The organism is Aeromonas bestiarum (assembly GCF_000819745.1).
GTDB classification, from domain to species: Bacteria; Pseudomonadota; Gammaproteobacteria; order Enterobacterales; family Aeromonadaceae; genus Aeromonas; species Aeromonas bestiarum.
In genome coordinates this window covers 52,826-69,754 of sequence record NZ_CDDA01000020.1, presented here as the reverse complement: position 1 = coordinate 69,754, position 16,929 = coordinate 52,826, and the positions used below count along the sequence as shown (strand labels likewise).

The 16,929-nt window shown below is 59.5% G+C and carries 15 protein-coding genes; 8 read left to right on the top strand and 7 right to left on the bottom strand.

Translation table 11 applies throughout. The annotated features are described in order from the left end of the window. Nucleotides 1–147: 147 nt before the first annotated feature. Complete coding sequence (locus BN1118_RS22365; RefSeq protein ID WP_264303493.1) at nt 148–273, top strand: hypothetical protein; 126 nt, start codon at nt 148–150, stop codon at nt 271–273. Here the strand turns inward: BN1118_RS22365 and BN1118_RS11045 are convergent. The 3 genes from BN1118_RS11045 to BN1118_RS11035 form a co-directional block, all read right to left on the bottom strand. After that, nucleotides 270–1,955 carry a sensor domain-containing diguanylate cyclase gene (locus BN1118_RS11045; protein ID WP_043556081.1) on the bottom strand — a complete coding sequence of 562 codons (1,686 nt, stop codon included), beginning with the start codon at nt 1,953–1,955 and terminating at the stop codon, nt 270–272. The genes BN1118_RS22365 and BN1118_RS11045 overlap by 4 nt on opposite strands. Before the next feature lie 144 nt (nt 1,956–2,099). Further along, a complete protein-coding gene (gene uvrA, locus BN1118_RS11040; RefSeq protein ID WP_043556080.1) occupies nt 2,100–4,928 on the bottom strand; it encodes an excinuclease ABC subunit UvrA in 2,829 nt (942 codons plus the stop codon). 94 nt (nt 4,929–5,022) lie between these two features. Continuing rightward, nucleotides 5,023–5,682, bottom strand: coding sequence for a LuxR C-terminal-related transcriptional regulator (locus tag BN1118_RS11035; protein ID WP_043556078.1), 660 nt, complete (start codon nt 5,680–5,682; stop codon nt 5,023–5,025). A gap of 531 nt (nt 5,683–6,213) precedes the next feature. On the opposite strand from BN1118_RS11035, the gene BN1118_RS11030 reads away from it, so the two are divergent. Beyond that, nucleotides 6,214–6,792 (top strand): single-stranded DNA-binding protein, encoded by a 579-nt coding sequence (locus tag BN1118_RS11030; RefSeq protein WP_043556077.1) that lies wholly within the window; start codon nt 6,214–6,216, stop codon nt 6,790–6,792. Between the two features lie 167 nt (nt 6,793–6,959). After that, the gene (locus BN1118_RS11025; RefSeq protein ID WP_043556075.1) at nt 6,960–7,718 is read left to right on the top strand and encodes a substrate-binding periplasmic protein; all 759 of its coding nucleotides are present in this window, start codon (nt 6,960–6,962) and stop codon (nt 7,716–7,718) included. A 75-nt stretch (nt 7,719–7,793) separates the two neighbouring features. On the opposite strand, the gene BN1118_RS22360 is transcribed toward BN1118_RS11025, so the two are convergent. After that, nucleotides 7,794–7,916, bottom strand: a complete 123-nt coding sequence (locus BN1118_RS22360; RefSeq protein WP_098981751.1) for a hypothetical protein — start codon at nt 7,914–7,916, stop codon at nt 7,794–7,796. A 453-nt stretch (nt 7,917–8,369) separates the two neighbouring features. On the opposite strand from BN1118_RS22360, the gene BN1118_RS11020 reads away from it, so the two are divergent. The 4 genes from BN1118_RS11020 to BN1118_RS11005 all read left to right on the top strand — a co-directional run bounded on the left by BN1118_RS11020 (nt 8,370) and on the right by BN1118_RS11005 (nt 12,760). Further along, nucleotides 8,370–9,248: a cation diffusion facilitator family transporter gene (locus BN1118_RS11020; protein WP_043556073.1), complete on the top strand. Its 879-nt coding sequence runs from the start codon at nt 8,370–8,372 to the stop codon at nt 9,246–9,248. A 170-nt stretch (nt 9,249–9,418) separates the two neighbouring features. Beyond that, nucleotides 9,419–9,703: a YjbD family protein gene (locus BN1118_RS11015; RefSeq protein WP_011899186.1), complete on the top strand. Its 285-nt coding sequence runs from the start codon at nt 9,419–9,421 to the stop codon at nt 9,701–9,703. Between the two features lie 492 nt (nt 9,704–10,195). Then, nucleotides 10,196–10,408, top strand: a complete 213-nt coding sequence (cspE, locus tag BN1118_RS11010) for a transcription antiterminator/RNA stability regulator CspE (RefSeq protein WP_005316548.1) — start codon at nt 10,196–10,198, stop codon at nt 10,406–10,408. A 405-nt stretch (nt 10,409–10,813) separates the two neighbouring features. After that, nucleotides 10,814–12,760, top strand: coding sequence for a ligand-gated channel protein (locus BN1118_RS11005; protein WP_043556072.1), 1,947 nt, complete (start codon nt 10,814–10,816; stop codon nt 12,758–12,760). 30 nt (nt 12,761–12,790) lie between these two features. Here BN1118_RS11005 and BN1118_RS11000 read toward each other — a convergent pair whose 3' ends face one another. The 3 genes from BN1118_RS11000 to BN1118_RS10990 form a co-directional block, all read right to left on the bottom strand. Then, a complete protein-coding gene (locus tag BN1118_RS11000; RefSeq protein ID WP_043556071.1) occupies nt 12,791–14,206 on the bottom strand; it encodes a transporter substrate-binding domain-containing diguanylate cyclase in 1,416 nt (471 codons plus the stop codon). Nucleotides 14,207–14,380: 174 nt separating this feature from the next. Then, nucleotides 14,381–15,766 (bottom strand): ATP-binding protein, encoded by a 1,386-nt coding sequence (locus BN1118_RS10995; RefSeq protein WP_043556095.1) that lies wholly within the window; start codon nt 15,764–15,766, stop codon nt 14,381–14,383. A gap of 10 nt (nt 15,767–15,776) precedes the next feature. Continuing rightward, nucleotides 15,777–16,499, bottom strand: coding sequence for a response regulator (locus tag BN1118_RS10990; RefSeq protein WP_042873218.1), 723 nt, complete (start codon nt 16,497–16,499; stop codon nt 15,777–15,779). Nucleotides 16,500–16,691: 192 nt separating this feature from the next. Between BN1118_RS10990 and BN1118_RS21715 the strand changes: the two genes are divergently transcribed. Continuing rightward, entirely contained in the window at nt 16,692–16,868 is a 177-nt protein-coding gene (locus BN1118_RS21715; protein WP_156994896.1) for a hypothetical protein, read from the top strand. Nucleotides 16,869–16,929 lie beyond the last annotated feature (61 nt).

Here is a 16,929-nt window from a genome sequence, read left to right as displayed (position 1 = left end):
ATTGGATAATATAGAACTGATATGAAACCCACTAAGAGACAATTGAAATATATCTTATTGAGGATTTAAACGGCGAGAAATGGTTGTTTCATCCTGGCAACAAGCGTATTTTTGCGGCCAATGTAGCGCAGCTGTAAGCGAAAGTTTATGAAAGAACAAACAAGACGGGAAAAGATCATCGCCATTCTGGCGGCCATATGGGGCATAGGATCCTTCCTGTTTATTTTATTGGGATTCATTCTCGGCATGGCGCTATTAATGCTGACCCGTTAAACCAGCTGGCCGACATGGGATGTCTGGCACGACAGCCACTCTCCCGCCACTATCTGCTCCGGGCTCAGCGCCCATAGCTCCCGGGCCAGCTCCCCACTGTAGCCCCGCCAGCGATCCCGCCCCTCCTGCTTGGCCCTGTATAACGCCATATCAGCCAGTTTGAAGCTGAGATTCCAGAACGAATCTTCCAGTTCCCGGTGCAGGGGATAGCTGCAATATCCCAGCGACGCCGTCATCTTGAGCGGCACCTCCTCGCGCCCGAATCTGTACTCGGCAATCTTGCGGCGCAAACGCTCGACCCGACTCGCGACCTGTGTCGCCTCCTCGCACGTGAGCAGCAGCAGGAACTCCTCCCCACCCAGCCGGATCAGTGGCTCCTCCTCACCGAGGGCGGCGCGCAGCAGTTCGGCGAGCTGGCACAACACCAGATCGCCGATATCGTGCCCGAAACGATCGTTGACCTGCTTGAAGTGATCCAGATCCAGGATCACCAGCATCCTGGCGGCGGTGACGTTATCCCGGCTCAGCAGCCACTCGTCGAGGTAGCGCCGGTTGAAGGCGTGGGTCAGCGGATCCGTATAGGCGGCAGTCTCCATCTTGGAAGAGTGCGCCTGCAGGGCACTGTGGTGCAGGCTGATCTTGGCCGCCATCTCCCGGAACTTGCGGCTGAGCAGGGCCATCTCCTGGCTGCTGTCGATGATCGGCAGCACGCTCACGTCCTGTTTCTCGCCAAATTTCTGCAGCGCCTTCACCAGCTCGCTGACCGGCCCCAGTACGATTGCCCGCAACCGCGCCAGCGCCATCAAGATGCAGGCCAGGCTGATCAGCAGCATGCCGACGAAGGTCCAGATAGCCCCCTCCATCGCCCCCTGCAGCACATCACGATCGTCTTCCACTATCAGGGTCAGCACGGGGTCGCCATTGCTGTCGAGCAGCAGCCCCTCCCCCCTGACCCGCTGCAGCCCCAGGTCCACCAGGCGATAGCTCATCTGTGGCTTGAGTGGCTTGAAGGAGAGGAAGTTATCGGAAGGCTTCGGCTGGGAGAGGGTCAAAGAGAGGGCGGTACGCTCGGCCAGATCATGCAGATAGCGAGCATCCAGCCAGCGAGTCACCAGCAGATAACCGTTGGGTGTGGCGTTTCCCAGGGTGTTGGTCACCGGCTGAAGCGAGTAGATGAGCGGCCCCCACTGGGATCCTCTCACCCCGCTCAGGCTGCGCATCCCCTCCTGACGGGATTCACGCAGCAACTGCAGCTTGAGGTCATCCAGGAAGAAGGGAAGCAGGGTCGTGTCCGTGCCTGGCGTCTCGGGCAGCAGGGTGCGGGTCCAGATCTCGGCCCCCTGCAAATCCATATAGCTCAATACGTTGAGTTCGAAATCCCGCATCGGGGTATCGACCAGCAGATTGGAACGAATATAGGCCTGATTGGGGTGGGCCAGAAAGCGATAGCTCTCATCCCAGATGCCCCAATCCCGGGTGAAGGCATTGATGGCGTTGATGTCACCCTGTACCGCCTTGATCACCCGCTGCAGGTGATCCTTCATCCGCCGCTCCTCGACTCGCTGCGCCGCCGGCACCTGGGCCAGGGCGATCACTATGAGCAGCATCAGGATGGCTCCGGCCCAAACGGGAAACATGGAGTAGGCCAGCAAATGATCGATGGAGCGGGAAGGTTGAGCCATGAACGCCAATATCCTTTGGACGGCAAACAAGGGAGCGAAAACTGTCTTGCACCAAGTATGGAGTATCCGCCTCCTGGGGCGGCAACTGAATCACTTCCATAAAAAACAAGGGGCCCGGGGCCCCTTGTCTCATTGCTGCCGCGATTATCTTACCAACAGCGGGGCCAAGAAGCGCGCCGTATGAGAATCCTCACAGCGGCTGATCTGCTCTGGCGTGCCTGTCACCAGGATACGGCCGCCGCCGGCACCGCCCTCGGGCCCCAGATCGACGATCCAGTCGGCGGTCTTGATGACGTCCAGGTTGTGCTCGATGATGACTATGGTGTTGCCCCGATCCCGCAACTGGTGCAGCACCTTGAGCAGTTGCTGTATGTCGTGGAAGTGCAGGCCAGTGGTCGGCTCATCCAGGATATAGAGGGTCTGGCCCGTGTCGCGCTTGGAGAGCTCCCGCGCCAGCTTGACCCGCTGCGCCTCGCCACCAGAGAGAGTGGTCGCTGACTGACCAAGGCGAATGTAAGAGAGGCCCACATCCATCAGGGTCTGCAACTTGCGCGCCACTGCCGGCACCGGATCGAAGAACTCGCGGGCATCTTCCACTGTCATGTCGAGGATCTCGTGGATGTTCTTGCCCTTGTATTTCACCTCCAGGGTCTCGCGGTTATAGCGCTTGCCCTTGCAGACATCACACGGCACGTAGACATCCGGCAGGAAGTGCATCTCCACCTTGATGACCCCATCCCCCTGACACGCCTCGCAGCGACCGCCCTTGACGTTGAAGGAGAAACGGCCCGGCTGGTAACCGCGCGAACGCGCCTCCTGGGTGCCGGAGAGCAGTTCGCGGATCGGGGTAAACAGACCGGTATAGGTAGCCGGGTTGGAGCGCGGCGTACGGCCGATGGGGCTCTGGTCTATGTCCACCACCTTGTCCAGATGCTCCAGCCCCTCGACGCTGCGATAGGGCGCAGGCGTAGACTCGGTCGCCTTGTTCAGCTCGCGGTGAGCGATACGGAACAGGGTGTCGTTGATCAGGGTGGACTTGCCGGAGCCGGAGACGCCGGTGACGCAGGTCATCACCCCGATCGGCAGATCCAGGTTGACGTTACGCAGGTTGTTGCCGCTCGCCCCCTTGAGTTTCAACCACTTGCCGGTGAGCGGGGTGCGCTCGGCCGGGATGGCGATCTGCTTGCGGCCAGAGAGGTAGTCACCGGTCAGGGAAGCGGGGTTCGCGATGATCTCTTCCGGCGTGCCTTGCGCGACGATCTCGCCACCGTGTACCCCGGCACCAGGACCGATGTCGAGCACATGATCGGCGAGGCGGATGGCGTCCTCGTCGTGCTCCACCACTATCACGGTATTGCCGAGGTCGCGCAGGTGGGTGAGTGTCTTGAGCAGCCGCTCGTTGTCGCGCTGGTGCAGGCCTATGCTGGGCTCATCCAGCACATACATGACCCCCACCAGACCGGCGCCTATCTGGCTCGCCAGCCGGATGCGCTGGGCTTCCCCGCCGGAGAGGGTCTCGGCACTGCGGGACAGGCTCAGGTAGTTGAGGCCCACATTCACCAGGAAGCCGAGCCGCTCGACGATCTCTTTCAGGATCTTCTCGGCGATCTGGGCGCGCTGGCCGGTCAGGCTCAGCCCCTCGAAGAAGGCGAGTGCATCACCGATGGACTGCTCGGCGATGGCGGGCAGGTTGCGGTTGTCCACAAACACGTGGCGCGCCTCTTCCCGCAACCGACTGCCACCGCAGCTGGCGCAGGATTTGTTGGCTATGTACTTGGAGAGCTCTTCGCGCACCGAGTTGGACTCTGTCTCCCGGTAGCGCCGCTCCATGTTGTGCAGGATCCCCTCGAACGGGTGCTTGCGCACCACCACGTCACCGCGGTCGTTCATGTAGCGGAACTCGACCTCGGTACGCCCCGAGCCGCGCAGTATCACCTCCTGGGTCTTGAGCGGCAGATCCTCCCACGCCGCCTCCAGATCGAACTGATAGTGATCGGAGAGGGACTTGAGCATCTGAAAATAGTAGAAACTGCGCTTGTCCCAGCCACGGATGGCACCGTTGGCCAGGCTGATGGCCGGATCACCTATCACCTTGGCCGGATCGAAATACTGCTGCACCCCGAGCCCGTCACAGGTGGGGCAGGCACCGGCCGGGTTGTTGAACGAGAAGATGCGCGGTTCCAGCTCCGACATGGAGTAGCCGCACTCAGGGCAGGCGAAGTTGGCGGAGAAGGTCATGGGGGCAACCCCCTCCTCCCCATCCATGGGCACCACCAGAACTATGCCGCCGGAGAGAGTCAGCGCCGTCTCGAACGATTCGGCCAGGCGCAGCGCCAGATCATCGCGCACCTTGAAGCGGTCGACCACCACTTCGATGGTGTGCTTCTTGTGCAGCTCCAGGGTGGGGGGATCGGAGAGATCGCACACCTCGCCATCGATACGGGCACGGATATAGCCCTGCGCCGCCAGATTTTCCAGCAGCTTGCTGTGCTCCCCCTTGCGATCCCGCACCACAGGGGCCAACAGCATCAGCTTGCTGCCCTCGGGCTGGGCCAGCACCTGATCAACCATCTGACTGATTGTCTGGGCGGCGAGCGGAATGGCGTGGGTCGGACAGCGGGGTTCACCTACCCGTGCAAACAGCAGGCGCAGATAGTCATAGATTTCTGTGATGGTGCCGACGGTCGAGCGCGGGTTGTGGGAGGTGGACTTCTGCTCGATGGAAATGGCAGGGGAGAGCCCCTCGATATGATCCACATCCGGCTTCTCCATCAGGGAGAGGAACTGGCGGGCATAGGCGGAGAGCGACTCCACATAGCGGCGCTGGCCCTCGGCATAGAGGGTATCGAACGCCAGGGAAGACTTGCCGGAGCCGGAGAGACCTGTGACCACGATCAGCTTGTCGCGGGGCAGGACCAGATTGATGTTCTTGAGATTGTGGGTGCGGGCACCCCGAATCACGATTTTTTCCATCTTTTGCACGCTCGATACACAAACCAGAGCGAATCAGTATGGCATAGAGACTACTGGATGAATAGACAGGTTTTATCCATCATCCCCATCGATTTCAGAGATATTCCTTGGCCCAGCTCACCGCCTGCAACCGGTTCTTTACGTTCAACTTCTTGAACACGTTGTAGAGGTGTGACTTGATGGTGTGCTCGCTCACGAACAGGCTGTCGGCAATCTCGGTATTGGAGGCCCCCGTCATCAGATAACGGATGATCTCCTGCTCACGCACGGTCAGCAGTGTCTGGTTGCGCAGGTGATGCTCCCCTCCCTTGCGGTAGTAGTTGACCAGATCGCACAGCAGGTGGCGCGGGATCCAGTACTCCCCCTGCAGCACCTTGCGAATGCCGAGCACCAGCCGATCCAGCGGATCCTGACGAAAGAAGAGTCCGCTGGTGTGGGGCCACATCAGCAGCAACTCCCGATCCGTGCTGGTCGGGGCGTTGAGCAACACTGTGTTGGCCTCACCGAAGCGGCTGGAGATCTCCCGTGGCCAACCCGACTGCTGGCTCGACTTGAGGTAATCCAGATCGACAAGAAACAAGGGATGCGGCTCGAGTTCGTCCTGCTGCGGCAGGGTTTCCAGTATGCTCACCAGCAGTATGGGGAGCGCCAGCTGCTCGGTCAGGTAGCTCTGAAAACTGACCGCCTGCACATTATTTTCGGTAACCAGTACGATGGGATATGGGGTGGTCATGAAGAGCACGTCCTTGAACATTCAGGCCATGGTTTTTTTTGGCAGCAGAGAGTACCAAGCCCCTCGATCGGCGCAGCATTAAAAAAGTATTAGACACAAGTGTGCCTCCTTTGAAACTCACCAATTTCCCAAGCAATACAAATGACTAGCCATACCCCCCCATTTGGGTGGAATGCTGGCGCCACGGCTGACAAAGGGTGTCACATCGCGGCAAACCCGCATTCCTGCTGCGATCGCGCCATGGGCACAGACACCCTGCCGTTCCTGCTCGCTCGCTGGCCAAGGTCTGCCTCGTGTAAGTTAATCCTTCGGTCCAGGCCCTGGGTGAAGGCTGAACGGGCAGGAAGATGTGCGCTCGTTCGCGCCAACTGTTACTATTGCGGGCAAAATCTGAAAGCGGGGCTTTGGCCAGCAGGCCGACTGAACCGGGTGCAGTCATCACTTGAGTGACGGTATCGTCCAGCGATGCTGCCTATCTGACAGAAAACAAACGATATGTTGAATTGGTCCGGGCATATGGCCTGGCCGGTATATAAGGGTGGAAGAGAGATTATGGCCAGTCGAGGCATCAATAAAGTCATTCTGATCGGTAACCTGGGACAAGACCCGGAAGTGCGCTACATGCCGAGTGGCGGTGCCGTGACCAACATCACCCTGGCCACCTCTGAAACCTGGCGCGACAAGCAGACCGGCGAGCAGAAAGAGCGTACCGAGTGGCACCGCGTGGTGTTCATGGGCAAGCTGGCCGAAGTGGCTGGCGAGTACCTGAAGAAGGGCTCCCAGGTCTATGTCGAAGGGAAACTGCAGACCCGCAAATGGCAGGATCAGAGCGGCCAGGAGCGCTACACCACCGAAGTGCTGGTAGACAGCTTCAGCGGCGTGATGCAGATGCTGGGTGGCCGTCCGCAAGGCGGCGCAGGTCAGAGCATGGGCGGTCAGCCCCAAGGCAACTGGGGTCAGCCACAACAAGCCGCCCAGCAGCCAATGAACCAGGCTCGTCCTGCCGCCGCGCCGCAGCAAAACATGCAGCCGCCGCAAGGTGGATACGGCCGTCCGGCACAGCAGCCCCAGTCTGCACCGCCGGTATACAACGAGCCGCCGATGGATTTTGACGACGACATCCCCTTCTGATCGGCAACGCATTGCCAGAAGGCCCTGTTCATTCAGGGCCTTTTTTTGCCTGTTATTGACGCAGGCTCGCCATGCAGTACTGTTCCTGCGCGGACTTGCCGGATATTTTCCCCGCATGAGATGCCTTGGGCTTATGATCAGGGCGACCAGTTTGCCAGAGAGAACACATGGGGTTTTTGTATCGCATTCTACTGCTCGCTGTTTGCCTGACCGCCACCCTGGCGGCGCCCTTGCTCGCGGCAGCCGAGCCGCTGCGGGTGGGCGTCAGCTTCGCCATCCCCCCTTATGTGATAGAGGAAGAGGGCCGCGGGATCGAGCTCGATCTGCTGCGAGAGGCCTTTCGCAACAGCGGCTATGAGCCCAGTTTTGAATATCTGCCGCTGGAACGTACCTTCCGGATGCTGGAGTCCGGCAAGCTGGATGCCATCATCAACGTCAAACCCGGCATGCTGGGCGATGTCTTCCTGTCACAGCCGGTGATCGCCTTCCACAACCGGGTATTCACCCTCAGCAAGACCCATATCAGCACCCTGGATGACATGAAAACGCTGCGAGTCAGCGCCTTCCAGCGGGCACGTCAGGTGCTGGGAGGCGCCTTCGCCAGCATGGCCGATCAGAATCCCCGTTATGAGGAGGTCGCCAAGCAGCAGGGGCAGGTTCACAGATTGATGCTGGGACGGGTGGATGCCGTGGTTCTGGAACAGCGGGTGTTTTACTACTATCTGGCGCAACTGGCCGACAGCAAGTATGGCGCCGAGCTCTACGCACCCGGCCGGGTCAGACAATATGACCTGTTTGCCCCGACCCAGTATCACTTTGCCTTTCGCCAGGCGGTACAACAGCGCTGGTTTGATCGCCAGTTGAATGCCATGCGGGCCGATGGCCGGTATCAGAAGATCTTCGAGACCTATGGCGCCACGCCTTGAGCCAGAAACATAAAAGCCAGCCTATGACAGGCTGGCTTGATACTGGCTCCGGAGGAACTACAGCGTGGAGGAGCGTTACTTGATCGCGCTGCCGTTTTTCAGATCTGCTTTCTGACGTTTGGCTTCGCGCTTCTCTTTCAGTGACAACTGCGGCTTTTTCTTGGCATCTTTGCCGTTGTGATGTTCTTTGTTACTCATCATCAAACTCCAAAAATGTTACCCAGACAGTTGGAACCCAGGTTCCAGCATGCCATCCGAATCGTAGACTTCAGTACGCTTTCAGTGACGACCTGTTGATCGCACTCACTTCAGCATACCCCCAATCTTGCGCAAGAATCCACCCTCATCAGTCAGGCTTCATTCTGGGCCGGGTCTCGGCGATCTCGAGGCACGACGGGCGAGGGCATGAACGGCCAGAAAACCTGAATATTCCTTATAAAATCTGGCCCCTTCGACTTATTTAATTACCAACTGAAATAAATCACCAAAAGCAGAAGACAACTATTAATTAAATGAGAAGAGATAATTTAGATAAGCATTCTCACTCTCGCCAGAAACAAAACGTTACAACCTGCCGCAGCCGTTTTATTTTCAAGCTGATATTATCCAACCCTATTTGCGAAAATATTATATCGAGAATAAGGATATCCCATGACCAGAAAAACCAGAGCGGCCTTGGTCTCGGTTTGCTCCAATATCACACTGATTATCATGAAGATATTTGCCGGGATCCTGAGTGGTTCCGTCAGTATTATTTCCGAAGCCATCCACTCGGCAATGGACCTGGTTGCAGCCCTCATCGCCCTGTTTGCAGTACGTCGGTCGGATATTCCACCCGATCAACGCCACCCCTATGGCCATGACAAGATCGAAAACGTCTCCGGCGTCATAGAGGCCCTGCTGATCCTGCTGGCCGCGGGCTGGATCATCTTCGAAGCCATCGGCAAGTTGATCACACCAACACCGATCGAAAGCGTAGGCTTTGGCGTGCTGGTCATGCTGATCTCGGCACTGGTCAACAGCGGTGTATCCACCTATCTCTACCGGGTGGCGAAAGAAGAGGAATCTGTCGCTCTGGCTGCCGATGCCCTGCACCTCAAGGCCGACGTACTGACCTCTCTCGGGGTCGCAGTCGGCCTGCTCGGTATCTGGATCGCTGACGGGCTGGGCTACAACCTCTATCTGCTCGACCCCATAGTGGCCATCTGCGTGGCGATCTTCATTCTCCGGGAAGCCATCACCATGCTCAATCAGGCCTTTCAGCCCCTGCTGGATCACAGCATGAACGAGGAGGAGCTGGCCATCACCACTCAGGTGATCGAGCAGTGCTGCCCCGAGCATGGGGGGTTTCACGCCCTGCGCAGTCGTCAGGCCGGACGCCGTCGTCACATAGATTTCCACCTGACCCTGCCCAAGGAGATGAGCATAGAGCACTCCCATGCCATCTGTGATCGGATAGAGCAGGGCATAATGCGCCACCTGCCCCATGCCATAGTGCTGATCCATGTCGAACCGAGCGGCCACGGTTGAGAGATGTGCGATGCAAACCGGAAAATGCGAGAAATCTGTAGTGAACTGGCAGATAAATAACGGAAAAAAGCGTGGAACCCGCACTTTTATGGCCATAGAGCGCATTGCGTAAGAAATAGTCGGCGAAAATGTGTTAGGGTATCCCATCCCCCAGCCGCCAGGAGCGCGCCGTGAAAAAGTTGGAAATGAAAGACCTCACCGAGGCCGAAAAGGCCGAGATAACCCTGTTGCTCCAAAAAGCCCAGGCCAATGCTGACCATCAGCTGACCAACGCAGAACGTAACAGGATCCGTGAGGAAGGCCGGCTTAAAATCGTGGCAGATCGTGCAGAGGCGGCCAAGGTGGCCTCCAAACTGGCTCGGGAGAAGGCCAAAGAGCGGGCCAGAAACCAGGTCTTGCCAGAAACCTTCAGCTGGATCGACTCCGTCAGCAACAAGTTTCGCAGCAAGCGCTGAGTTAGCGCTGTGTTGATGAGCGCCCACCCACACCAGACCGGTGTGGGTGGGCGTTTGCCGTTAAGGCCCTGCGGCAACCAAGGAAGAACTCTTCTATACCGCTCTTGATCAGGGACGCCTCTACGCCAGTCAGAAAACAGTCCCCAAAAGCTCAGCGCCAATCATAGCAGGCCTCAGCGCTCAATCTCGCCAGTGAACGCCGTGGCTCATGTGACAATATGAAGTTGGTAGCACCTCGATAACCAGAAATTAATATTGAGATAAAGTTTGCTTTAACGAAGAGAGCATGTTTTAATCTCTCTCGATGGTTCGGTAGTTCAGACCTGATTATGTTAGGCAGTCATTTTAGTAAAGCAGTGATTAGTATAAGAGTTATCTACGATAGTTCTTATTAAATAATTCTCCTTCTTTAGTGCTCCCCATACGTATTGCTGACGAAAAATCATAGATTGCCAAATTTTGGCACTTAAAACACTATTTTAGGAAATTATTATGTCTAACAAAATGACTGGTACCGTTAAGTTCTTCAACGCTGAGAAAGGTTTTGGCTTCATCTCCCCGGCTGACGGCAGCAAAGACGTGTTCGTACACTTCTCCGCTATCCAGTCCACCAGCTTCAAAACCCTGGACGAAGGTCAGCGCGTTGAGTTCACCATCGAGCAAGGCCAGAAAGGCCCGGCTGCTGCCAACGTAGTTGGTCTGTAATTCAAGCAAGGAAGCCTTCACGCTCGCTAACGCCTGCTGAGAAGGCCTTCTGCAAGAATTAAAAAAACCCGCCCAGGCGGGTTTTTTGTTGCCTGCGATTCAGCATTGTCCCTCCCTCCAGACTCTTTCTCTCTCTGTTTAGCCATTCTGCCTCACCCCTTTTCTTCCGGTATCCCTCCTGCATCTCCTGGTTGGCGCTAGCATGACAGCACAACCTTAATGAGATTAATTATCGTTTACACATCATTCCATGATCATTACAATGCCTGCCGACAAACGGGAGGATTATCCAATTGAACCTGCCCGGTCCGGGTTTCACGCGGGATGCGGTGAAACCACCCCATAGATTCACCCAAAGGATGAATGCATCTTCTTACTAAAAGAGTTCAGGCCAACATGATAAAAATGCACCGCAACAAGCTGACCACGCTCATTCTCGCCGCCCTCGCCTCTCACGCCTATGCCGCCGAACAGGAGGTCATGGTCGTGACCGCCTCCGGCTTCCAGCAGAAGATCGAGGATACCGCCGCCTCCATCTCGGTGGTGACCCGCGAGCAATTGGAAAAACGCGCCTATCGCGACGTGACCGATGCCCTGAAAGACGTACCGGGCGTGGTGATCACCGGGGGTGGCAGCAGCAGTGACATCAGCATTCGTGGCATGGGCTCCAAATACACGCTGATGCTGGTGGATGGCAAGCGGGTCGACAGCCGTGGCACCCGTCCCAACAGCGATGGCCCTGGCATAGAGCAGGGCTGGTTGCCACCGTTGCAAGCCATCGAACGGATCGAGGTGGTACGCGGCCCCATGTCCTCCCGCTACGGCTCTGACGCCATGGGTGGCGTCATCAACGTCATCACCCGCAAGACCGCCAGCATGACGGCCTGGCAGGGGTCGCTGCATGCCGACTCCACCTTCCAGGAGAACAAGGACTCCGGCGACATCTTCCAGACCAACGCCTATACCGCCGGTGCCCTGGTGGATGGACTGCTGGGGGTGCGCCTGAACGGCCAGCTTTCCCACCGCGGTGAGGATCAGTTCCAGAACGGGTTTGCCGAGCAGGAGATGCGCAGCGGTACGGCCGTGTTCAGCCTGACCCCGGACGAGCACAACCGCTTCGACTTCGAGGCCAGCCGCGGCCTGCAGGATCGTGATCGCACGCCGGGTGAATCCCTCTCGGCCAAGTCCAAACCCAGCCTGAGCACTTACGAGCGCACCAACTACGCCATCACCCACGACGGCCGCTATGACTTTGGTTCCTCCACCAGCTATCTGCAGCGGGAAGAGAACACCAACCCCGGCCGCCAGATGAAGCTCATCAACACCATAGCCGATACCCATACCCAGTTTGAGCTGGGGGATCACTACCTGAGCGTGGGTGGCCAGTACCGCTACGAGGATCTGCAGGATCAGGGCAACCAGCTCAATGTGGCCAACCGCGCCAATCAGCTGACCCGCTGGAGCTGGGCCATGTTCGTGGAAGACGAGTGGGCACTGACCGACACCTTCGCCCTGACCGGCGGCGTGCGCATGGACAGGGATCAGAACTACGGCACCCACTGGAGCCCGCGTCTGTACGGAGTCTGGCATCCGGCCGAGTTCTGGACCTTGAAAGGGGGCGTCTCCACCGGCTACCGTTCACCGGATCTGCGCATGTCGGCCGCCAACTGGGGCCAGGCCACGGGGGGCGGTACCCAGGACGGCATGCTGGTCGGCAGCCCGGAACTCAAGCCGGAAACCAGCGTGAGCCAGGAAATCGCCCTGCTGTGGGATAGTCAGGAAGGGCTGAGCACAGGGCTGACCCTGTTCAACACCGACTTCGAGGACAAGATCTCCGAGATCCGCCGTTGCACCAGCAAGAGCGACCCCTCCTGCACCCTGAACGGTCACACCTATGACTTCATCAGCGACCGCATCAACGTCGACAAGGCGAACATGCGCGGGGTGGAAGGGACGGCCAACTGGACCATCAATAAAGAGTGGTCGCTGGCCTCCAGCTACACCTTCACCCAGTCCGAGCAGAAGAGCGGCCCGATGGAAGGCAAGGCACTGAACCAGATGCCGCGCCACATGTTCAACACCACTGTCGACTGGCAGACCACAGAAGAGGTCAGCCTCTGGTCCAGGGTCAACTTCCGCAGCAAGACCTCCGATTACCTGAGCCGGGTCAAGATGGCAGAGGGCACGCCTTCTTACACCTTCTTCGACACGGGTCTGGTCTACAAGGCCAACAAGAACCTGAACGTGACCGCCGGCATCTACAACCTGTTCGACAAGACGGTGGATTACACCAGCTTCGGCACAGTGCTGGACGGTCGTCGCTACAACCTGGGGATGACCTACAACTTCTGATGATGAGCCGCCGCCCCCAGGGGCGGCGGCCTACTCTTCGGCCGCGTTCTCCTTCTCCTCGGCATAACAGGCCGCCTGCCAGGTATTGCGTCCCAGCGACTTGGCGCCATACATCAACCTGTCCGCCTGCAACAACACCCGTCTGCCATCGGCTCTGACGCCATCCGGCACCCAGACGGCCCCGGTACTGATGGAGAGCCCCAGCTCACCGGCACTGGTCTGCAGCTTGCGCAGACTCACTTCCCGACCTATCCGGCTGGCCCAACCCTGCAGCGCAGCCATATCCACCATCGGCAGGCTGATGCAGAACTCCTCCCCCCCGATACGGGCAAACAGCGCCCCGTCCGGCAACACCAGCCGCACCCGTTCGACCAGCGCCGAGAGCACCTCGTCACCGACCCCGTGACCGAAGTGATCGTTGATCCCCTTGAAGCGATCTATGTCGAACAACAGCAGGGCCGAGGCCTGTCCGCTGGCCAGCCGCTGCTCAAACTCGGGCAGAAAGGCGCGCCGGTTCAGGATCCCCGTCATGGAATCTGTGCCGGCGAGGCGTTCAAGCCGCGCATTGGCCTGGATCAGCTCGGCGGTGCGGCTCGCCACCGCCCGTCGCAATTGCACTATGTAGACCAGCAGCACCATGCCTCCCAGCGCCAGCAACCAGGGCCAGAGGTGGAGTGGATAGACTGTCTCGATATGCATCCACTTGCGGATGATCCGCTCCCGATCCGCCACACCCAGGCGGGAAAACCCCAGCTCCAGCTCCTGCAACAGGGCCTGATTGCCCTTGGCGACCGCAAAGCGTATCTCGTCGCTGTAGAGGTGGCGCACCGGGATGAAGCGGCTGGGATCCGCCGAGGTGTAGATATAGAAGTTCGCCACCTGCAGATCGGCGATGAAGGCGTCCAGTTCGCCGCTGAAGGCGGCGCGCAGCATGGCATCGTTGTCGCTGAAGGTTTGCAGGTGGGTGGTGGGGAAGTGCTTGCGGGCGTAGTACTCCTCATACCCTCCCGCCACCACACCCACACTCTCGTGCTGCAGGTAGTAGTTCACATCCGAGCCGCGCAGGGAGTTGGCAAAGAACAGCTGGGCATCGAGACGGGAGAGCCCCTGGCCATAGTCATAGAGCGGATTGCGCTCCGGCGACCAGAGCAGGCCGCCATGGACATCGGCCTCACCGGTACGCACCAGGTCCAGCGAGGTCTGCCAGTCCACCAGTTTGAACTGGATCGGGCGACCGGTGACGCGGCCATATTCGCGCCAGAGATCGATCAGCAGGCCATCCGGCTGCCCCTCCTCATTGATGTAGGAGAAGGGCTGCCAGGCCTTGGAGTTGGTCACGATCAAGGGTTTGGGGGCTGGCGTTGCCCAGGCGGGCAGCCACAGCAGACAGAGCAGGAGGCAGCATCCGCTGCGCACCCGCCATCCAGAACCAGAAGAGACCGCCATTCCTGCACCAACCTTGCTATTGGCCGTCTATGCGGCCATTGATTATCGCCACCTTCAGCATAGAAGAACAAGCATGACCGAGTATGAAATTGGCGTGATTTCAGTCAGATAACAGCAAGATAAACATGAGGAGGGCGCCTGGTCGGCGCCCTCCCCAGACAGATGTCATTATGCTCACAGCGGCAGGCTGATCCTGGCCTCCAGCCCGCCCTGCGCGCGGTTGTGCAGGGTCAGCTCGCCACCGTGCTGGTGCACCAGGGTGCGGGCGATGGAGAGTCCCAGTCCCACGCTGCCGGATTCGGTGTTGCGGGCCTCATCGAGCCGCACGAACGGCTTGAACACATCCTCCAGCCGCGCCGGATCTATGCCGGGCCCCTCGTCACAGACCCGGATCAGCAGCTCGCTGTCGGTACGCTCCAGCGATACCTCGGCGCTGCCGGCGTACTTGATGGCGTTGCCGATGAGGTTTTGCAGCACCCGGCGCAGGGTGTTGGCGCGGCAGGCGTAGACCTGCTTGCCCTCGACCATGCAGGTGACCGGCTGGCCGGTGTCGGCATAGTCATCGCACAGGCTCTCCAGCAGGCTGACCAGATCCAGCTCCCGGGTCGCCTCCTGCTGCCCCTCCTCCCGGGCGAAGCTCAGGGTGGCCGCCAGCATCTGCTCCATCTGTTGCAGGGTCTGCTGGATCCGCTCCTTGTCCTCCCCCTCGTCCAGAAACTCGGTGCGCAGCCGCAAACTGGTGATGGGGGTGCGCAGGTCGTGGGAGATGGCCGCCAGCATCCGGGTTCTGTCCTGCACGAAGCGATCGAGGCGGGTATGCATGCGGTTGAACGCCTGGATCGACTCTCGGATCTCGGTCGGCCCCACCTCCCGCAGCGGCTCTATGTCTTCGCCGCGCCCCAGCCGATCCGCATTGGCGGCCAGCTGCTTGAGCGGCTGGGTGGCCCGCCGGAACAGCCAGATCATCAGGCCTATCACCAGACTCGCCACCAGCATCAGGTTGAAGGTGGTCTGCCAGGACCAGCTCGCCGACTCCTTGTCCACCAGGGAGCTGAACTGCAACCAGCCACCGCGCGGCAACTGGATGGAGCCATACAGCCGCATATCCTGCGGCGGCGGCATCCCCTTGCGGTCCTTCATCATGCGGGTGTGGTGCTGCCAGGCGCGGCTGCGCTGGGCGTCCTGCTTCAGCTCGGCGCTGATCTCCACCATCAGCGACGGCGGATAACCGAGCCGGGAACGCACCTGCTGCTCGAAGCGGGGGCTGCGGTTGTCCGGTTGCAGCGGCTCGTCGGCGAGGCGCAGCAGCAGGGTTTCGCTGCGACTCGCCTTGAGGATCTCGTCATAGAGCGAAGGCGGGGAGAGGGCCAGCAGCCGCGCCACTGATACGATGCGCTGCATGGCGTTGCGGCTGTTGACATAGCCGAGCGCCTCCTCCCGATCCGAGCGGTAGATCTGGATGCTGAGCAGCTGGATCAGCACCAGCCCGGCCAGCGCCACCAGTATGATCTGGCCGGTCAGCCCCTTGGGCCACAGTCGGGAACAGAGTCGCTTGATCATGACCACGGCGTCACACCTGGGTCACGTCGGCGGCGAACAGATAACCGCCGCCCCAGATGGTCTTGATGAGCTCGGGATTCTTGGGATCCCGCTCCAGCTTGCGCCGCAACCGGCTCACCAGAGTATCTATGGCCCGATCGAAGGCCACCGCCTCGCGGCCCCGGGCCAGATCCAGCAGTTGATCCCGGCTCAGCACCCGCTGGGGGCGCTCCAGAAACACCCGCAGCAGGTCGAATTCGGCGGTGGAGAGGCTCAGCCCCACCCCTTCCTCATCCACCAGTTCGCGGCGATTGATGTCGAGCAGCCAGCGATCGAAACGCAGATCCCGGGTCAGGGTCTCGGGGGCGGGTTGCGGCTCGACCTGGGTGCGGCGCATCACCGCCTTGATGCGGGCCAGCAGCTCGCGCGGATTGAACGGCTTGGCGAGATAGTCATCGGCGCCCATCTCCAGCCCTATGATGCGGTCCGTCTCCTCCCCCATGGCGGTGAGCATTATGATGGGCAGGCTGGATTTGGCCCTCAGCTCACGGCACAGGGTCAGGCCATCCTCCCCCGGCATCATCAGATCCAGCACCAGCAGATCGAACTCCCGCTCCTCCAGCAGCCGCTTCATCTCCTTGCCATCCCGGGCACAGCTGACCCGCAGGCCATGCTGCTCCAGAAAGCGTTTCAGCAGATCGCGGATCTCGCCGTGATCGTCGACGACCAGAATGTGGGTGCTGCTTTGGTTCATGAGGCCTCTCCTGTTAGAGCTGGCACGAGTATACGAAAATCTGTCGGACGGTTTGTGTCAAAGTGTGCCAGATCAGCAAGATGCCACACTCTGCTACAAAAAAGCGGTCACTCGGCAAAGTTGAGACACAAGGCGAGGGTTTACTTGGGGCACACCAACTCGTCCATATTTGCTCATTGCAGGAGACAGGCCATGCTCGCCCTTACCACGCCCTTCATGCTGGCTTATGCCGCCAGCGAGGCCCTTGCCAGAGCGGCGGCCAAGCCGCATCAGCCCGCACAGACCAGCAGCCTGACGCAAGCTTCCCCCCAGGATGACGATGAGGCCGGCCTCTGCCCGCCCGGCGAGACACACTTCCCTTCCCCATGATGCCAGGCAGCGCCCGGTTCGGGCGGCGCCTGGCACCATGACACACAACGCCGGCATCCTT